Genomic DNA, 18,818 nt, shown 5'->3' on the forward strand with positions numbered 1-18,818 from the left:
ATACATTTTAACATTTTTTAAAAATAATACAAACTAATTTTCAATTTTTATGTTCCCTAATTGTTTTGCAATCTCATCAATGTTTGCATCTTGGGATAAAAGCTCATTTTTCTTTTCTTCATAGAAATTAATTTTTTCTGTTGCTTTTTTATAAACATTTTCAAAAACAAAAAAAGAAGAAAGTGAACTTACAAAACTAATAATTGCGTTAATAAAAGCAATTGCGACAAATAACTTAACCGCAGTTGGATTAGGATTTTTAGTAATTGCATACGCAGATAAAATACCATTAAAAGCCGACATTAAAATTAAGGCAATACTAGCAAATAAAAAAATACCCTTAGAAACACGTGCTTTTGCCGTTAATTTTATAACATCAAGTTCAATTTTTGAAAGCAATTTCTCTTTATTCATTAGTTTGCTCCTTTTTATCAATGTTAGTTTTTTGCTCTTTTTGTTTATTTTCAAGGGCTTTAAGAATTCCTAAAAATTTACAAATTGAATTAAAAAGCTCAATTTGTAAATTTTCTGAATTTGCATATTTTCCTGTTTTGGTTTCAAACAAAATTATTTCAATTTTTAAAAAGTCATTAATTTCTTGGTTGCGAATTCAGCGCGGTTTTATTAGAAAAAGGGCAAAAAGACTGTTAATAATTGAAATTGAAAGGTTAATTCATAAGACAAAAATTGGTCATTGGTCAACTTTTGCACCATTTTCGTCAGTTGAAATAAAAAAATTGGCAAAAGGTTCAAATTCACTTAATTTTGGTGAAGCTAATTTAAAAATACCCATCAAGGTCGAAAAAAATCCAAAAAAAATACTAAAAATGGAAACCGTTCAAAATAAAATTTGAAAAATCCTTGCTTTTACAAGCGTTTTTCTGTATAAAAATTTTGCAAATTCATAAGAATCTGAATCAAGTCGGACATTTTTTATAACCATTTTTTACCACCAAAAACTATTTTTTTAAGAATTTTTATTTTTGAAACATCCTTTTTTTGAAAATAAAAATCAGAGATCGCTTGATAGTCCTGTTCAAATTTTTCAAAACTATAATTTGGATCATTTTGAATTTGAAAATATAAATAACTTAGTTCTCTTTGAGCTTTTTTATATTCTTTAAACTTCATAACTTCACGAAAAACAGCAAGAAATAAATTAATAAAAAAAGTAAGACAAATAAAACTAGCCAAAACAATAGTTAGCCCAAGGTCATTAAAAACTGATTTATTTTCAGATTTAATTAATTGATAACGATTAATTTCTGTTATAATTACCCAAATTGCCAAGGAAATTACTATAATATTTGAGAAAAAAGTTATCCATTTAACAGCATTAGCGCCATAATAAGCAATTTTTTGATTTCTTTTTAGTCTAGCTTGTTTTGTTTGGATAAATTTTATAAGTTGTTCAATTGCTTCATTTTTATTCATTTTATTATCACTAACTTAATTGTTTTTATTAATCACAAAAATTAATAATTATATCACTTAATCCATTTATATTTTGAAAAATGTGCCAAAAAGTTAAAAAATGACTAGAAATTAAACGAAGTCAGCATAAAAACGCTAACTTCGTTTATTATGGCACAATGTTAGTTATTGAGACAAAATCACAAATTTTATTTAGCTACTAGGTAGTAAATAAAAAGATGAAATTTTTCAAGTAAATTAATTTACTAATTTATTTTCAATTGCTCTATATTTTTTTTCTTTTCTTATTTTTAAAAAATGAGTAGTGACTCTAAAAATAATAGTTGAAAATACAATATAGAATAATGAGATTCAAATAAGATCTAAACTAATGCGACCAATTATGTAACCTGCTGATCTATCGGCAACAAAATCACTAAAAAATGGTAATTTAATTGAAATAAAAAACAGTATAAAGCTAACAATAAGAATAAATAATGATATAAAAATTCAATATAAATTTACTTTTTTACTTATATCAACGTCAAAACTTTGAATAGTTCCATTGTTTATTTTGAAATTTCTTAAAGCAAAAACAAAAACAATAACAGTAGTTAAAAGTAAAATTATAATTACTGCACTTGTTGAAATTATTGGGTAGATATCAGCGACACCTCTATGAGTTACATAATCAATTTTTGGTGCTAATTCAAACCCTTTTTCTTTGAGTTTTGACAATAAATTTGGCTCACTTTGATCATAAAAAACATTTAGTCTTAAAGGTTTATTTTCATTTATTGAATCAGCGAAAACTTGAGCTATATTTTGGTTAAATTCTATTCTATTCGCTTCATCAGATTCAATGATTCCACTAATTTTAAAAGTAAAGGGATGATCTCTGAAAAATAAGAAATTAATATTTTCTATTTTAAAAGTTATTTCATCACCTACATTTAAATTTAAATTGGAATTTTTACTTAAATGATTAATTAGACTTTGACTAACAAGAATTTCGTTTTTATTTTCAGTAAAACGACCTGTTTTAAGCTTTTTATCTTTTTTATCAAGATTAAAATTTTCATTAGGATATAAATCAGAAAATGTAGAAACTTTAGAATCAACAGCATTTTCTGTATTTGAAGTTTTTACACTATTGTATGCTAACTTTTTAACTAAAGATTCAAAAAACCAATTTTGACCTTGGTTTTGATTGAGAAATATTTTTGATTTATCAAAAATATTTTCAAGTAAATTTTTATACGCATTATTAGACATTACAACAAGATAATCTTGATGATCATTATCAAATCCTACTGTTCCTACAACCTTAAATTTTTTAGTATAAATTAATTCATTTTTATTAGTTGCGCGGTTTAATATTTGATATTTATAATCAATATAATCGCCAATTTTAACTTTTTTTAAATCAGCATAATCTCGCGAAACTATTATTTCATCATCATTTTCTAAAAATTTACCATGAAAATTAGTATAGTTTTTCATATCATTTTTAAAAAAATCATTGATTTCAACTGGCAAAATTTTAGTTGGTATAAAAGGTGGGGCGGTAGATGAGTCTTCATTCATAAAATCGCCAAAATCTAATTCTGATTCACCATTTGAAATATATTTAACAGATTTTAAGTTTTTTATCTCTGAAATTTTGTTATTTCCAAACTCTTTTCCATTTTTTCTGACAATAGTTATTCGTTGATTTTGCGAATTATAAATGGGTAAATCAAAATTTTTATCAGCTTCTCATAAAAACAAAATAAGTAAAATTGAAAAAATTGAAAAAACTATAAGAAAAAATGATAAAAATCAATTCTTCCGAAGATTAGTTTTTAAATATTTTGAAAAAATTAATGAACTTGTAAATTTTTTTTCTTTTGTTTTTTTCATCAAAAAACACCTTAATTTAGCTTATTTTAGCCTTGTTTTTTTCTGTATTCAGCCTCTGATTTTATAACAAGTTTTCAAATAAGCCTATCATCATTAATTTGCTAATTAATTTTTAAAAGAGCAATTCACAATTTAAAACAGATAGTTTATAAAATATTTTTTTTCGTTATTTTACAAATTAAATTATACATCAAGTTTTTTAAAAATATAAAAAAAACTTGGTTTTTAAAATTTTTGTGGTATAATGCAAAAATAAATAAGAATTAATAATTTGGCTCTTTCAAAACTTAATATTTGCTTGCATCGAAAGTATTTTTTTTGTTTTTGTCTTTAAATTTGCTTCACTTTTTAATATTTTTTTGATTAAAAATATTAAAAAGTGCTATAATTTTAAAGCAATAAGCGCCATCATAGCTCAGTCGGTAGAGCACATCCATGGTAAGGATGGGGTCGCAGGTTCGATTCCTGTTGTTGGCACCATATCTTTTTGACCAATGATGCTAAAATAAAAGCATCTTTTTTAATTTTTTTTCAAATAAAATATTTGAAAAATTTAAAGGAATTGAATGAAATCTGCTACTGTCTTATTTGTTGGTGATATTTTTGGCGCGCCTGGTATAGAAATGTTTAAAAATCAACTTAATATTCTGAGAAAAAACTATAATTTTGACTTAATAATAGTTCAGGCTGAAAATATTACCGGTAGAAAAGGACTAAATAAAAGGGATTATTTATATTTAAAAGAGCTTGGTGTTGATATTTTTACTATTGGCAATCATGTTTGATCCAATCCTGAAATTGCTTTAATTATTGATAATCCAGATATTGTTAGACCGCTGAACATTGACAAAGAATATAGTGGCAAAGGTACTACTACAATTTTAAAGAATGGAAAAACATTCAGAATAACTTCACTTTTAGGTGTGGCATTTAATAAGTTAGTCAAACCTTGAAATCACCAATTTGCTGATAATTTTTTTGATGCAATTGACAAAGTTATTGCCGAAGATGATGCTGATTTTCACATAGTTGATTTTCATGCTGAGACAACAAGTGAAAAAAATGTGCTTGGAATTTATCTAAATGGTAAAATTAATGCGCTTTTGGGAACTCACACCCACGTTCAGACTTCTGATGCTAGAGAATTATCGCTTGGAACACTTTTTATAACTGATGTTGGAATGACAGGTCCTGCAAATGATGCAATTGGTGTAAAATTCCTTGATGTTTATAATAGAATTCGCTATAATAAAAGCACAAAATTTCAAACTTCGGATAATGACTGCCAATTTAATGCTGTTATTTTAGAAATAACTGATAATTTAAAAAACCAAAAAATTATACCAATCAATATTTATAAATAAATTTTTTGATGTATAATTTTTTGATTTTTTTTAAAAGTTTTTTTGAACTAATTACTAATGCGGAAATGGCATATTTCTGCGTCTTTAATCAAGTATTCTTTTCCCTCAAGACGAATTTTACCTTTTTCTTTAAGTGCTTTTTCGCTTTTGAACTCGATAAAATCCTCATATGAAATTATTTCAACTCTTATGAATTTTTTGACAAAATCTGAGTGAATAATTCCGCTACAATCAACTGCACTTGTATTTTTCCTAAATATTCATGAGCGAACTTCTTTTTTTCCAACAGTAAAAAAAGTTCCTAAGCCAAGAAGTTTAAAACTATTAAGAACAAGAAAATCAAGAGATGATTTTTCAAGTCCAAATTCTTGTAAAAAGAGTTGTTTTTCTTCCTGGTCAAGTTGGGAAATTTCGTGTTCTAAGGCAACACAAATTGGGATTAAAATTGCATTTTCTTTTTCGAGATAAGCTTTAAGCTCAGAAAAATATGGATTTTTTAGCGGATCGCTAACAGATTTTTGGTCAATGTTAGCAACATACAAAATTGGCTTTATGCTTAAAAGCTGCCAATTCTTGATTATTTGACGCTCTTCATTATCTAAAGATAAATCGCGTAAAGACTTATCTTTTTGTAAATGGTCTTTTGCTTTTTTAGCAAGTTCAAACTCAACTTTTGCTTGTTTGTCGTTTGTATTGTTGATTTTTTTACTAAGTCGGGCAATAATTGACTCAATTGAGCTTAAATCGGCAAGAATTAGCTCTAAATTTATGGTTTGGATGTCAAAAATAGGATTTACTTGATTATTAACGTGAATTATTTTTGAATCATCAAAACAGCGAACAACATGAACTAGACAGTCAACATTTCGAATATTTTCAAGAAATTTATTACCCAATCCTTCGCCCAGTGAAGCGCCTTTTATCAAACCAGCAATATCGACAAAAGAGTAAGTTGAAAATACAATTTTATTTGGCTTAACAATATCGGCTAAATTAATTAGTCTTGGATCACGGATTTCGACAGTTGCAATGTTTGAGTCTATTGTTGCAAAGGGGTAATTAGCAATTTCAACATTCATTTTTGTCAGTGCTGAAAAAAGCGAGGATTTTCCGACATTAGGAAGTCCAATAAGACCTGCTTTTAGATTCATATTATATTTTTATGATTAAACTCGAGTTTTATCGTAGCTTCCACGGATTCTGTCACCAACAAATGGAAGTAAAGCGACAAAACGGGCTCTTTTAATTGCTAGTGATAATTTACGTTGGTGTTTTGCGCAATTACCTGTAATTCTTGATGGTTGAATTTTTCCAAAAGAGTTAATATAACGTTGAAGCACTTCAGTTGACTTATAGTCAATGTAAAAAAGTTTAGCTTCACAAAATTGGCACACTTTTTTCTTGAATTTTTTAGCATATTTTTTGTTCATTTTTGCATTCCTTTTTAATTTTATTTGTTAGGATCAAGATCATCAATATCTCAGTCAGCAAATGGATCATTATCTTCACTAATTTCAACATTAGTTTCATTAAAATTTACTGAAGGTTCTGAGGGTTCTGTCTGAAAAATAGTATCGTCATGAAATGATCTTTTATCATTTTGGGGAAGTTGAAAATCATCAAATAATGGTTCAAAAGTAGGTTCACTAACTTTTTGAGCTAATTTTTGACGACGCTTTTCTAGCTGTTCTTTAGTTTCTAATAAATGAAAGTTATCAACATTTACCTCATAAGTAGTAAAATAATTTGTTGTATTTGACGTACTACGATAAGATTGTAAAGAACCTTCGATTGCTATCAAACTTCCTATGGTAATTAGTTTGTCGAGCGCTGTTGCATTTTGTCGTCAAGCAACTACGGGAATAAAATCAGTAATTGTAGGCGAATCTTGGCTATATTTTCGTCTATCAATTGCTAAATTAAATCGAATAAAATTAACATTTGACTTTGCTGTCATAAGTACAGGTTTAGATGAAACGCGTCCAATTAAAAAAATTCGATTCATATTTTTTTATAGTTTTTACCTATTTTTATTTATTGACTAAAATAGGTAAAAACTATTGGGATTCCTGTGTTTTTTTAGTATTATCAACACCAGTTTCTACCTGTGTTGAAGAAGTTGAAGTTTTTCCGCGTTGAGATGAGTTAGTCTTATCTGATGACTGTTGGGCAAAACCTTGTTTTGCTCCGCCTTGGGCATTAGGTCTAAAATTTCGACGTTGAAAAGGTTTATCAGTTTTTTCTGCTGGGTTAGGTGAGTTTTGGTCTTGACGAGTTCGTGGCGCTGATTTGAAATTAGGTCGATCTGAATGATCACGTCTTGCATTTGTTCTTTTATGGCGATCAGAATTTTTTGGTTTTTGGTTAAAACCTTTTTCAGAATCAAGATTAATTATCAAGTAACGTCAAATTGATTTGGTAATATTCGCACGGCGAACAAATTCTTCAATTAAATTAGCTGGTGAGTCAAGATTAATTAAAAAATATTGTGCTGTTTTTGATTTTTTAATAGGGTAAGCAAGACTTGAATTTTCAAGCTTAACAAGTTTGTATGACGAATTTTGACTAAAAATGGCAGAAAGCAAATTTTCTAATATTGTTGCTTCTGCTTTTGGGTCTAAAATTGTCATAATTTCATATTTTGGCATATTATTCTCCTTATGGGCTTGTGGGTTATAAAAATAACCAAGGATGTTTTATTGAATTTAAAACTAGTTTGAAATTATACCATAAAAAACTGAAAAAATAAAAAAATTAACTAAAATAATTTAGTTAATTTTCCTTGGTCTAATTATATTATATATGGCGCGCCCGGAAGGAGTCGAACCCTCAACCTCTTGGGCCGTAACCAAACACTCTGTCCAATTGAGCTACGGGCGCATTACATTTTGGAGGCACCAACCGGACTCGAACCGGTACATCAAGGTGTTGCAGACCTATGCCTTACCATTTGGCTATGGTGCCATTGCCTAAAAACCATTAAATATAATTATAACATATTTTAGTTTAAAACAAAGAAATTTTTGATTTTTTTGTTTTTCTGAAAAATTCTTAGGCTTAAAAATATCAAACTATTTTCCAGAGTCTTGTTGTGCAAGAATTTGAGTTAAAAGCTTAATTAATTCTTGTTTTTTCAACTGTTCAAAACCAGAAATTTCTAATTTTTGGGCAATTTCGTGTAATTGTGTTAAATTTAATTTTTCAAGTGCAATTTTTATTCTTTCTTCTTTTGTTTTAGGTTTGTTTTGAGCTTCTTGAGTTTGTGTGTTTTCAGAGTTATTTGCTTGCTGTGCATTCATTGGATTTTGGTGACTTAAGTCAAAAATATTCATAAATTCAGAATATGCCTTAGGATCTTTTTTCATTTCATCAATACGTTTTTCAATAATGAATAATGTTCGAGATAGTTTGAATATTGACTTAATTTTAAGCACTTTTGTCAAGAAAAATGGAAGTAAAACAAAAATTAGGCCAATAAGAATTATTTGAATAGTTAATATTGCGACAAAATTTTGATTATTAAGGCTTAAATTTCCAATCATTACTATTGTTGAATTTATAATTGAAAGAGCAGCAGTAGAAAATGAAACGAACGTGAAAAAGAAGGAACGATCGCCAAGAGGTGCAAAATCTTTCGCTTTATATGATGTAAAAACAGAATATACATAAAAAAATAAGCTTGTAACAGTAAATAAAATTGATAAAATCGAAAAAGCGCGACCAATATTTTTAATATCTAAGTCTAAAAAAAGTTGAACACTTAAAAAAACACCTAGCAAAAGGAGTAACAGCGGATAAGAAAAAATTCAAATTCGGTATTGCTTTTTTTCATTTTTTCACAACTCAGCAACTGATGGAACTTTATTTTTTCCAAATGGATTTTCTCAAACCATACACCCTCCAATATAAATTACTATAATATAATTATAAAATAATTTAGAATAATATTATAAAAAAGATGACATATTTAACTAAGTTTGGAATATTGATCTATATCCTTGTTTTGATAATTGTACCAAATTCGGTCAATTTTTGAAATTTTATCAATTTTTTTTGCAGTATCACTAATTTCTTTTGAGGTTAAAAGTGCGGTAAAAAAGGAGCAAAAGTCAGTGGCATATTTTTTAGTTCCCTGAAATTTATTAAGACCAACTATCATTGTGTAATTTTTGTTTTTTCAAAGCAGCCCACGAAAAAAATATAAATTTTTAGTGTATGAAACTTCTTCGATAATTCAAGTTTTTCAATATTTTCCTTCAAGAAAAGATAAATAATAGTCTCAAACTAACAATTTAGCTTTGATTTGATTAAATAAGCTTCGATTTGTATGAATATTTCATTTTTGAAAACTAGTGAATTTTTCTATTAATTTTCCGTTGTTAATAAGAGTTATTATTTTTCTTGTTGGTCAGTTTTTTAAAAATGGTATTTTTTTAAGCCCAATTCCGTGTGGAAAATCAAGTAAATTTGGCTTAATTGCAAAAACTTTTTCAATTTCGTTACACCAAATTGCTATTGTTCGATATTGTTCAACAACCTTTTGGTATCTTAACAGATTTTCTTGAATTTTATTAACTCAATGATTAATTGGATCCATTTTACCCTTTTATTAAAAATTTTAATTGTGCTTTTTTCAATAAAATTAAGTAAAAAAGAAATTTTGGGCATAAAAAGTAAAAAATAATTATTTTTTTTTACTTTTTATTAGCTTAGTCTGTTGTTGTAATTGTTTTAGTTTCAACAGGTAGACCTAAACTTGAAAGTTGACTTTGAAGTGCTGCGTTTTCGACATAAATTTTGTTAAAAGTGGCACTTTTCTTTGCAACATCAACAAATTTGGATAATTGGCTCAAAGCATCACCAGAAAATGAACTACCAGTTATATAAAGTGGAATATTTGAAAGGGTTTTTCCATTTTCATCTTTTATATAAATTCCCGGTTGTTGGATAGGTCCATTAACAAGTCTTGAAGTAAATTGGGAATTTTGAAAGTCGCTTGTGTCGACTTTATACACATAATTTGAACCTGTTGAGCCAGAATCGCTTATTTTTGAGGCCCCAAAATATAAATATTGGAAAAGCAAAGTAACATGGCCAGGATTTTTTTGTGATTCAGCTTCAACTTCTCAACTTTGGAGTTTTTCGTTAAAAAGTTTCTCTGTTTTAGCAAAGTCAATGCCTTTTAGCGTCTTAATTTTTTTAGATGAAGAAAAGTCAAGATGTAATGGATATCCTCCTCGACCACCAAAGGTTCCTTGAAAAACGCGCTGATTAATTTTTGAACTAAAAGCAATTTCAAGCCCTTCGTTAACTTTGTTAGTATCATCGCCCTCATCTCAACGGAGAGTGTCAAAAATAATTGATCCAGCAACTTTTTCTCCAGGTTGGAGATGCATATCACCTTTATTTATATAATCAAAAGAAATAAAGTCAACATTTTTTAGGGCATTAGGATTAATTGCTCAATTGCTTTCGTTGGTTCGTGAATTACTATAGAGTTCTAGTTCGCTTAGTTTGCTGAATTTTTCAAGTCCACGAAGACCATTAATTGCTTGGTGGTCATCTAAAAAGAGCGAAACTTTTTGCATTTGCGGTGGCAATAGGTCTAAAATTTTTTTTATGTTTTGGGTTTTGTGTTTTGCTCCGACATTTTTAAGAACAATTGCCTTGATTGAATTGTCTTTATTAGCAGCATTTTTCATAATCTCGGCAAAAACTTCAAAGGCAGCATTATCATCCGCATTTAGAACTAAAGTTTTAAATTCTGAAAGGATACCAGCGGTATTTCCAGGTGCTCGAGTATATTTTATCAGTGAAATGCTACCGTTAGAAAATCCCTTACCATTGGTGAGATCACTAATTTCTGAACTTACATCAGTGTCATTTCATCCTTCATATTTTAGCGAACCAATTTTAGTTCCATCATATCTTGTTCATTTTGAATCAACGGCATTTAATCTTTTTTTATTATTTGCCTTAATTTCATTTACGACATTATTGACTTTTGGTTCTCATCCATCGGTCGAAGGATCAGGAGTATAACCATCTTTTATCAATTGTAATTCTTGTTCTGTAAAAGGTTGGTCAAGTTGTCTTCGTTGCTCTATTACTTTTAAGTAATTTTGTTCACGCTCAAGATAATTATTTGCAACTCAACGAGTGTATTTATACCCCTCAAGATAGGATTCTAGACTAACTTTTGGCTTACCATCTTCTCCAGTTGGCGCATATTTTTCTCAGTGCTCTTTAATAATTGAAATAACACGGTCTGCTTCAGCAACTTCGGCTTGATATTTATCTCTTTCGCGCCTAACTTCAGCGATTTTTCGGTCTTGTTGTTGTTTTCACAAACCAAGGGCGCGTTGATAAGCTGCATCACCAACATTAACAGAACGCGAATTATTTCTAGTTTGAGTTTGAGGTTGACTTATTGGTCTTGAAGTTGAAATTGTTGGCCGCGATGATATTGTCCTAGTCGGACTTTGGCGTGCATGTGTTGTTCGAATAGGGATGGTTGATTCAACAGCTTGAATTCTTCTTATCGGTTTAGGGGTTACTTTTTCAGGTAAGGGCTCTATTTTTTCTATTTTTGGTGTTACTATTTGTGGTTTAACTGGATTTTCAATTTTCTCTTTAGGCGTTTCAATTTTTGGTGCAACAAAAACAGTATTTGCTACAGGCGAATTAAATCCAGTATCATTTGGCTGATTTTTTAAAATTATTGAAGGCGCTTGAGTTGAATAACTAACTTCATTGGACAAAAAATCAAAATTAACTAATGATTGATTAACTGAGTACAAACTTAAAGATAACAATGTTGTTGCCATTGCTAAAATTACAACTTTTCGACGACGGGAAAAATATAGTTTCATATTTGCCTCCAAATTTTCTTATTTATTATAAATGTTTAAATTTAATAATACTTATAATAAATTTTACCAACTAAGTCTGACTTTAGTAGTAAATTTATGTTTTTAAGAGCAAAAAATCATATTAGCCACCTCTGAAATCGTTTTTAAATTTAGATATTATACACTAAAAAAACTAAAGTCCAAATTATTTTTACGAGTTTCCCAGTTTGATGAGATAATCTTAAAAAAGTGTCCGATTTTTGGGCACTTTTTAACTTTTTGGCAAAAGTTAATTACCTATTTTAAAACACTGGTAAAAATCAATTTATGGATAAAATAACAAAAATCATAAAAAAATACAACTACTATTTAAACTCAATGCAAATAGAAAACTCGTTTTTATTTGCAGCGAGCCTAAAAAACATATGAAGTTTTGAAAGAACAATAACCAAAAGCCCTAAATTTAAAGATTTCTAAACGGGTAAATTTAAGGCATTCCATTATATTTAAAAACATAATGGATAATTCGCATTTTCTGATTTTCTTTACGCAAAAAACATAATTAATTCCCCCTTAATTCAATATCAAAAATTTATTAATTTATTCTTAGTGAAAGTTATTATAACATAATTTTTTCTTAGACCAAGCATTTTTTTTTATTTTTTTTGAAAAGGTCAATTTTAAAATAATAAAAATTAAGGCTTTAGGTCAAAAAACCTGGATTTAGCGGTATTTTTGCCTATTTATATTCACTAAAAAAGTCAATTTTGCCATCAAACTGCCAAATTCAGGAGTCTAATCCTGACTAATTTTGATTGTAAAATAAAAAAAAAAAAAAAACTTTAGGGCACGGCCCTAAAGTTTGTATTAGATAAAAGATTTTTTATTTAATAATTTCAGTTACTGTTCCGGCTCCAACAGTTCTTCCACCTTCGCGAATTGAGAATTTTGTACCTTGCTCAACAGCGATAGGGGCAATAAGTTCAACAGTAAGGTCAACATTATCCCCAGGAATTACCATTTCACGGCCAGCTTCAAATTCAATTCCACCGGTAACATCAGTTGTACGGAAATAAAATTGAGGTTTGTAATTTTTGAAAAATGGAGTATGTCTTCCACCTTCTTCTTTTTTGAGCGCGTAAATTGCTGCTTTAAATTTAGTGTGGGGAATAATTGTTTTTGGTTTGGCAATAACCTGACCACGTTCGATATCTTTACGGTCAACACCACGAAGAAGAACTCCGGCATTATCTCCAGCCATTGCAGATTGAAGGTTTTTGTTAAACATTTCAATTCCGGTTACAACTGTTTTTTTAGGTTCAGGACGGTAACCGACAATTTCAACCTCTTCATTTAGTTTAACTTGTCCTCTTTCAACTTTACCAGTAGCAACAGTTCCACGACCTGTAATGGTAAAGACGTCTTCAACTGCCATTAAGAATGGTTTGTCCATTTCACGAACTGGGGAGTCAATGTAAGAGTCAACTGCATCCATTAGTTCAAGAACTTTAGCTTCTCATTCAGGTTTTCCTTCAAGAGCACCACGAGCTGAACCACGGATTATTGGGGTGTTGTCTCCGTCAAAATCATATGAAGAAAGAAGTTCACGAATTTCAACCTCAACAAGGTCAACCATTTCTTCTTCACCTTCAAGTAAGTCAATTTTGTTTAGGAAAACAACCATTTTTGGCACACCAACTTGTTTTGAAAGAAGAATGTGCTCACGAGTTTGGGGCATTGGACCATCTGTTGCGGCAACAACAAGAATGGCACCATCCATTTGCGCTGCTCCTGTGATCATATTTTTAATATAATCGGCGTGACCAGGGCAATCAACATGGGCATAGTGACGCTTATCTGTGCTATATTCGATGTGGGCTGTATTTATAGTAATTCCACGCGCTTTTTCCTCAGGGGCTGCGTCAATAGAAGCATAATCCTTTGCTTCAGCTAGACCTTTTTTTGATAATACAGTTGAAATTGCCGCTGTTAGAGTGGTTTTTCCGTGGTCAACATGACCAATTGTCCCAATATTGATATGCTCTTTTGAACGGTCAAAATCTTTTTTTGCACCAGTTTTAACAACTGCCATATTTTTCCTTTCTTTTACTTGCTTTAAAACAAACTAAAAACCACCACTGAATAGCCTTGCAACTATTTCCTATCCTATTTAGTTAGTTTTAAGTGCTAGAAATTTTCAAAAATTCTCAATTTAATTTTCAAGGTTAATTATACCAAAAAATCGAAAATTATTTTGAGAATTTTTTATGTTTTTCATTTTATACCTTTTTGACAAATAATAACCTGAAAGACAAAGTATAATTATATCACAAAAGCCCAACTATTTGAAAATAAAGTCTAAATTTGTTGAAAGTATCCTTTTTGACAAATAATAACCTGAAGGACAAAGAATAATTATATCACAAAAGTTAAATTATTTGAAAATAAAGTCATAAATTTGTTGGTAAGTCTCAACCGGAATAAATTTGATTGAATTTTTAACCTCATCAGGTAGATCAACAAGATTTTTCTCGTTTGACTGCGGGATAAAAATTGTTTTAATTCCGCTTTTGTAGGCTCCAAGTGATTTTTCCTTTAGGCCGCCAATTCCAAGCACTTTTCCCCGCAGTGTGATTTCGCCTGTCATTGCAATATCATGTGAAACTGGTTTTTGGCTAAGGGCTGAAATTATTGCGGTTGTAAAAGTTATTCCGGCTGACGGCCCGTCTTTTGGAACAGCACCTTCTGGAACGTGAATGTGAATTAGTGTGTTTTCAAAATCAAAGTCAATTCCAAAATCTTTAGCTTTAGACTGAACATATGAAAGGGCAATTCGGGCTGACTCTTGCATTACATCTTTGAGCGAACCAGTTAGTTTAATATCACCTCGCCCCGGAATTGTGCTAACTTCAATTTGCAAAGTTGAACCACCCAGAGGCGAGTACCCTAGACCATTTACAGTTCCAATTTGTGGACTAGCATCAACAGGATCGGGGTCAAATTTTTCAATTCCTAAAAGCTCACGGGCAAATTTGACATCAATTTTAAAGTTCTCAGCCAATGTGTTTTCAAGCAGTCTGACAATAATTTTTCTTGCAATTTTGTCAAAAACCCGTTTGAGTCCCCGGACACCTGCCTCCCGAGTATAGTAGCGAATGAGGTAGTCGATTGTCTCATCATCAATTGGGAAATATTTTGGGTCTAAAGAGTTTTCTTTTAGAACTGCAGGAATTAGGTGTGATTTTGCAATTTGTAGTTTTTCTAAAAATGTGTAAGATGAGAGCTCAATTATTTCAACCCGGTCAAGTAAAGGCTCAGGAATGTCATGAATTTCATTAGCTGTGGCAACAAAGAGAATTTGCGACAGGTCATATTCAAGTTCTAAGTAATGATCTTGGAAAAAACGGTTTTGTTCTGGATCTAAAACCTCAAGCATCGCAGCGGCCGGATCACCTTTAAAATCTGAACCCATTTTATCAATTTCATCAAGTAAAATTAAGGGATTTGAAACGCCAGCTTTTTTGAGAGCTTGAATAATTTTTCCAGGAAGAGCCCCAACATATGTCCGACGGTGACCTCTTATTTCAGCCTCGTCCCGGACACCTCCAAGTGAAATTTTAACAAATTCTTTGCCAATTGATTCAGCAATTGCCATTGCAATTGAAGTTTTTCCAGTTCCTGGAGGCCCTACAAGTGTTAAAATTGGAATTGAGTTAGTTCTTCCTTTTTGAACTTTAGAACTGACAAATAAATTTGAATCACAATAATCGCCATCAATTTTCTCAAGGGTTGGCTCTTGATTTGACTGTGAACGCCGGTGAATTAGGGCAGCAAGATATTCAATTATTCGTTTTTTAATTTCGTCAAGGCCATAATGAGCTTCTTCAAGTTTTTGGCGAACATTTTGAATATCTAAAATGTCTTTTCTTACACGTCTTCAAGGTAGGGCAACTAGTAAATCAAGGTAATTTTTGGTGATATTAGACTCAGGTGAAGTAGCCATCATTGATTTTAAACGGTTAGCTTCACGTTTTATTGTTTTTGCAACTTCTTTGGGGAAAATTAATTTTCCAATTTCTGAGTGTAAAAGCTCTTCAATTTCATCTTCATAACGGGAATCTTCGCCTAATTTTTTACGGATTGCCTTAATTTTTTCTTTGAGGATAAATTCTGTTTGTTGTTTGTCAAGGTTAGATTTGAGAATAACATTAATTTCATCCTCAAGTCGAATTTGTTCATTAAAGGTATGAACATGCTCGTATAGTTTTTTAATTTTTGAGGCATAAGAATTTAGTGAAAATAAATGGTATTTTTGTTGATAGTTAAGACTAACAGATGAAGATAATGTATTTGTTACACCTTTGATGAATTCATTTTTTTCAACTTCGGTGTTACTATTTTGAAATTTGTCAACAACCAAAAGAAGTTCACCTGGCATCTTAAAGTTTTTTGTTTTTCGCCCAAATTCAAGTAAATCATTAATTAAAGTTACGTGAATTTCACGATTTTTTATAATTTCGCGAGTTGATTTAATAGTTATTTGGTCAGCTTTTGTACTATTTGGGTCAGTTATTAAATCGACAACTTGAACTTTTTCAAGAACAGTAAAATCTAAAATAACGGTTTGCCAATCGCTTTTATCAGGTCTGGTTTTTGCGCGATAACTTTGAACTCTAATTAGAGAAGCATATTTAGAAAGTTCATCAATGTCAACAATTTTTGGCGAAAAGTCATTTTCGATTTTGGGATCTACAGTTAGCTTTTCGTTTTCTGAAGTTTTAGACTTAGCAGCACCAGCAGCCCCTGACTTGTTTTGTTCAGCGGCCTTTTTGTCAAGTTGTTCATCGATAATTTCTTCTTCAAATAAATCTACTTCTTCATTTTCTTTACGGTAAACAATTAACAACTCTTTGTTTGTTAAAGTTGTCCGTGAAGTTGAATGGTAAATTTCCCTGAGAATCTTAATTGATTCAGGGTCACTAAAACTAATAGTTTGCTGAGCGGTGTTTGGGAAATAAATATCCTCTGATGCGACTAAAAATCGGTATGAATGAACTGGCATAGTAAAAACTCCTCAAATGTCCTTTGATTGTTTATTTCAATTTTTTCTAGATAATTATATCACAAAAACTAAAAAAATTTTAACAACTCAAAAAAATTAGCAAAATTATGAATAAATATTTTTATTATAAAGAAGTTTGCTTATAAATTACTTAGTTTAGCCGCTTATTTTTGTGAAAATGTTCAATAATCACGTAAATAGGAGAAGCTAAAATTGACTGGAAAGCAAAATTTGCAAGATTAAAAGGAATAAAAACGCTAAAAATAAAAGACCAATACGAAAAATTTTCGGTTCCTAAAAACTTTTTTTGAATATCATCCCACCCCTTATAAACTAAGTCAAGAGATACTGAACTTATTGCTTTCAAAAGTTTTAAATAAACTGGAAGAATCAAAACTCCGTTTAAAAAAGTCATCATTAAACTGGTTGTAAGTGTTGAGACAATCAGTGATAAAATAATAAACCTTTTTATTTTAGCGAAATTTTTAAAAATTTTGATAAAAAGATAACGAAAACCTAAAAATGAAAAAATGTATATTACTGATGCTAAAAATAGTACAAAATGGCCAAAATAGATAATATCAATTGAAAAAAAATGGTTAAAAATAAGTCAAGGACCTATTGCAAACCTAACAACAAGGCAACAAAAACCTAACCAAAAACTACCCATTAAGAATATTGGAACTAAAAAAAGAGTAGATAAGTCAAATTTTAGCCCAAGATTTTGGAAAAGAGGTCAGGAAAAATAATTTTGTGAAAAAATAAAAAAAAGTAGCGAAAGACTAAATAAAATTCCAGTAATTGCTATTTTGAAATTATAGTTAGAATTTCACGAAATTGAAGTTTTCAACTCTAATCCCCAAAGAAACGATCACCGGCATCACCAATTCCAGGAATAATGTAACCTTTTTCATTAAGTTTTTCATCTTTTTGGCCAAAAAAGATACTTACTTGCGGATATTTTTTGGCAATTTTATCAAGACCTTCCTGAACAGTTAAAATTGTAGCAATAATTATTTTGTCAAACCCTTTTTCAATAAGGTAATCAATCGTGCTAATTATCGAATTCCCTGTTGCTAAAATAGGGTCTAAAATAATTGCAACTGAATTTGGACTAGCTTTAGGCAAATTTAGATAGTAAGTCGTATTTGAAAGATCTAAGTTTCGTTTCATTCCCACAGGGGCAACTTTTGCATCAGGAACTAGATTCAAAAAAGGATCTAACATTGCAAATCCAGCGCGCAAAATTGGCACAAAAACAACAGAGTCGCTAATTTTTGTTCCTGAAAAAGGTTCTTTAAGAACAGATGTGCCATTAAAATCTGTTGAATTAAGTTTGGCTAAAACAGGGAAGGCAAGTAAATAGGAAATTTTCTCAATTGCAGCCCGGAAATCAACTAAAGAAACATTTTGCCTTATTTTAGCAATTTCGCTAGCAATTATAGGATGACTAACATTTACTTGCATAATTTTTTCCTTTAAATTTAAAATTAAAATTAACTTTGAAATTTGAATTTTTTAAATTATAACATAATTTAAAAAATTCAAAGACTAATATTCAGATTTTTTATCGTCCAAATTTTCAACAATACTTACAGACTTAGAAGTCCCAAACCGAGTAGCGCCTAATTTATAATATGTTTCAATATCTTCAATTGTCGAAATTCCGCCTGCTGCTTTTATTTGTAAGTTTTTGGATTTATTAGCACTCATTATTTCAATGTCTTGAAGACTTGCACCGCGGTAAGAAAATCCTGTTGAGGTTTTAATAAAATCTGCATTTGATTTGCTTACAATTTTAGTAGCTTCGGCAATTTCATTTGCTGATAAAAGTGCAGTTTCGACTATAACTTTCAGAATTTTTGTGCCAATTTCTTTTTTTATTAGGTTAATTTCATTGATAACAAAGTCAAATTCTTTTTCCTTAAATTTACCAATGTTCATTACCATATCAATTTCATCAGCCCCGTGCATTATCGCAAGACTGGCTTCTTTTTGTTTTACAGCACTAACTTGATTTCCAAGCGGGAAGCCAATTACAGTGACAATTTTAATATCAGTGTCTTTTAGTTCTTGTTTTGCTAATTTAACTCAAGTAGGCGCGATGCAAATAGCACCAAAATTGTATTTTTTTGCTTCAGCGATCAGGTTTTTGATATCTTGAGAAGTTGTCTGGGCTTTTAAAATTGTGTGATCGATTAATTTATTGAAATTCATAAATCTCCT

18 protein-coding genes and 3 tRNA genes are annotated in these 18,818 nt (G+C 30.0%); 3 read left to right on the plus strand and 18 right to left on the minus strand.

Translation table 4 applies throughout. The annotated features are described in order from the left end of the window. Positions 1-33: 33 nt before the first annotated feature. The 3 genes from PWA39_RS01325 to PWA39_RS01335 are packed head-to-tail and all read right to left on the minus strand — an operon-like array spanning position 34 to position 1,434. Entirely contained in the window at positions 34-414 is a 381-nt protein-coding gene (locus tag PWA39_RS01325) for a DUF4231 domain-containing protein (protein WP_044284508.1), read from the minus strand. After that, complete coding sequence (locus tag PWA39_RS01330; protein ID WP_069099618.1) at positions 407-943, minus strand: DUF4231 domain-containing protein; 537 nt, start codon at positions 941-943, stop codon at positions 407-409. Before PWA39_RS01330 ends, PWA39_RS01325 begins: the two co-directional genes overlap by 8 nt. Continuing rightward, positions 934-1,434, minus strand: coding sequence for a hypothetical protein (locus tag PWA39_RS01335; RefSeq protein ID WP_069099617.1), 501 nt, complete (start codon positions 1,432-1,434; stop codon positions 934-936). Before PWA39_RS01335 ends, PWA39_RS01330 begins: the two co-directional genes overlap by 10 nt. An 80-nt stretch (positions 1,435-1,514) precedes the next feature. On the opposite strand from PWA39_RS01335, the gene PWA39_RS01340 reads away from it, so the two are divergent. Further along, on the plus strand, positions 1,515-1,637 hold the full coding sequence (locus PWA39_RS01340) for a hypothetical protein (protein ID WP_265347906.1): 123 nt from the start codon (positions 1,515-1,517) through the stop codon (positions 1,635-1,637). Between the two features lie 34 nt (positions 1,638-1,671). Here PWA39_RS01340 and PWA39_RS01345 read toward each other — a convergent pair whose 3' ends face one another. Next, entirely contained in the window at positions 1,672-3,315 is a 1,644-nt protein-coding gene (locus tag PWA39_RS01345; protein ID WP_081311158.1) for a hypothetical protein, read from the minus strand. 404 nt (positions 3,316-3,719) lie between these two features. Between PWA39_RS01345 and PWA39_RS01350 the strand changes: the two genes are divergently transcribed. Continuing rightward, a tRNA-Thr gene (locus PWA39_RS01350) sits at positions 3,720-3,795 on the plus strand. A gap of 86 nt (positions 3,796-3,881) precedes the next feature. Further along, on the plus strand, positions 3,882-4,679 hold the full coding sequence (locus PWA39_RS01355) for a TIGR00282 family metallophosphoesterase (RefSeq protein WP_010321111.1): 798 nt from the start codon (positions 3,882-3,884) through the stop codon (positions 4,677-4,679). A gap of 47 nt (positions 4,680-4,726) precedes the next feature. Here PWA39_RS01355 and ychF read toward each other — a convergent pair whose 3' ends face one another. From ychF to deoC, 14 genes are all read right to left on the minus strand, one after another. Beyond that, complete coding sequence (ychF, locus tag PWA39_RS01360; RefSeq protein ID WP_069099616.1) at positions 4,727-5,830, minus strand: redox-regulated ATPase YchF; 1,104 nt, start codon at positions 5,828-5,830, stop codon at positions 4,727-4,729. A 15-nt stretch (positions 5,831-5,845) separates the two neighbouring features. After that, the gene (rpsR, locus tag PWA39_RS01365; protein WP_044284513.1) at positions 5,846-6,109 is read right to left on the minus strand and encodes a 30S ribosomal protein S18; all 264 of its coding nucleotides are present in this window, start codon (positions 6,107-6,109) and stop codon (positions 5,846-5,848) included. Between the two features lie 20 nt (positions 6,110-6,129). Further along, a complete protein-coding gene (locus PWA39_RS01370; RefSeq protein WP_069099615.1) occupies positions 6,130-6,684 on the minus strand; it encodes a single-stranded DNA-binding protein in 555 nt (184 codons plus the stop codon). A gap of 52 nt (positions 6,685-6,736) precedes the next feature. After that, positions 6,737-7,327 carry a 30S ribosomal protein S6 gene (gene rpsF, locus PWA39_RS01375; RefSeq protein WP_069099614.1) on the minus strand — a complete coding sequence of 197 codons (591 nt, stop codon included), beginning with the start codon at positions 7,325-7,327 and terminating at the stop codon, positions 6,737-6,739. Positions 7,328-7,482: 155 nt separating this feature from the next. Beyond that, a tRNA-Arg gene (locus PWA39_RS01380) sits at positions 7,483-7,559 on the minus strand. Between the two features lie 9 nt (positions 7,560-7,568). Further along, positions 7,569-7,643 (minus strand) — tRNA-Cys (locus PWA39_RS01385). A gap of 107 nt (positions 7,644-7,750) precedes the next feature. Further along, positions 7,751-8,572: a Rho termination factor N-terminal domain-containing protein gene (locus PWA39_RS01390; RefSeq protein ID WP_069099613.1), complete on the minus strand. Its 822-nt coding sequence runs from the start codon at positions 8,570-8,572 to the stop codon at positions 7,751-7,753. 74 nt (positions 8,573-8,646) lie between these two features. After that, complete coding sequence (locus PWA39_RS01395; RefSeq protein WP_069099612.1) at positions 8,647-9,276, minus strand: hypothetical protein; 630 nt, start codon at positions 9,274-9,276, stop codon at positions 8,647-8,649. Positions 9,277-9,388: 112 nt separating this feature from the next. Then, complete coding sequence (locus tag PWA39_RS01400) at positions 9,389-11,551, minus strand: putative immunoglobulin-blocking virulence protein (RefSeq protein WP_069099611.1); 2,163 nt, start codon at positions 11,549-11,551, stop codon at positions 9,389-9,391. An 862-nt stretch (positions 11,552-12,413) separates the two neighbouring features. Beyond that, positions 12,414-13,622, minus strand: coding sequence for an elongation factor Tu (gene tuf / locus PWA39_RS01405; protein ID WP_010321121.1), 1,209 nt, complete (start codon positions 13,620-13,622; stop codon positions 12,414-12,416). 342 nt (positions 13,623-13,964) lie between these two features. After that, positions 13,965-16,592: an endopeptidase La gene (gene lon / locus PWA39_RS01410; protein WP_069099207.1), complete on the minus strand. Its 2,628-nt coding sequence runs from the start codon at positions 16,590-16,592 to the stop codon at positions 13,965-13,967. 151 nt (positions 16,593-16,743) lie between these two features. Next, positions 16,744-17,442 (minus strand): MPN527 family putative ECF transporter permease subunit, encoded by a 699-nt coding sequence (locus tag PWA39_RS01415; protein ID WP_069099206.1) that lies wholly within the window; start codon positions 17,440-17,442, stop codon positions 16,744-16,746. A gap of 2 nt (positions 17,443-17,444) precedes the next feature. Next, a complete protein-coding gene (gene upp, locus PWA39_RS01420) occupies positions 17,445-18,059 on the minus strand; it encodes a uracil phosphoribosyltransferase (RefSeq protein WP_069099205.1) in 615 nt (204 codons plus the stop codon). 84 nt (positions 18,060-18,143) lie between these two features. Next, positions 18,144-18,809: a deoxyribose-phosphate aldolase gene (deoC, locus tag PWA39_RS01425; RefSeq protein WP_069099204.1), complete on the minus strand. Its 666-nt coding sequence runs from the start codon at positions 18,807-18,809 to the stop codon at positions 18,144-18,146. Positions 18,810-18,818 lie beyond the last annotated feature (9 nt).

The organism is Mesomycoplasma ovipneumoniae ATCC 29419 (assembly GCF_028885435.1).
Classification (GTDB): domain Bacteria; phylum Bacillota_I; class Bacilli_A; order Mycoplasmatales; family Metamycoplasmataceae; genus Mesomycoplasma; species Mesomycoplasma ovipneumoniae.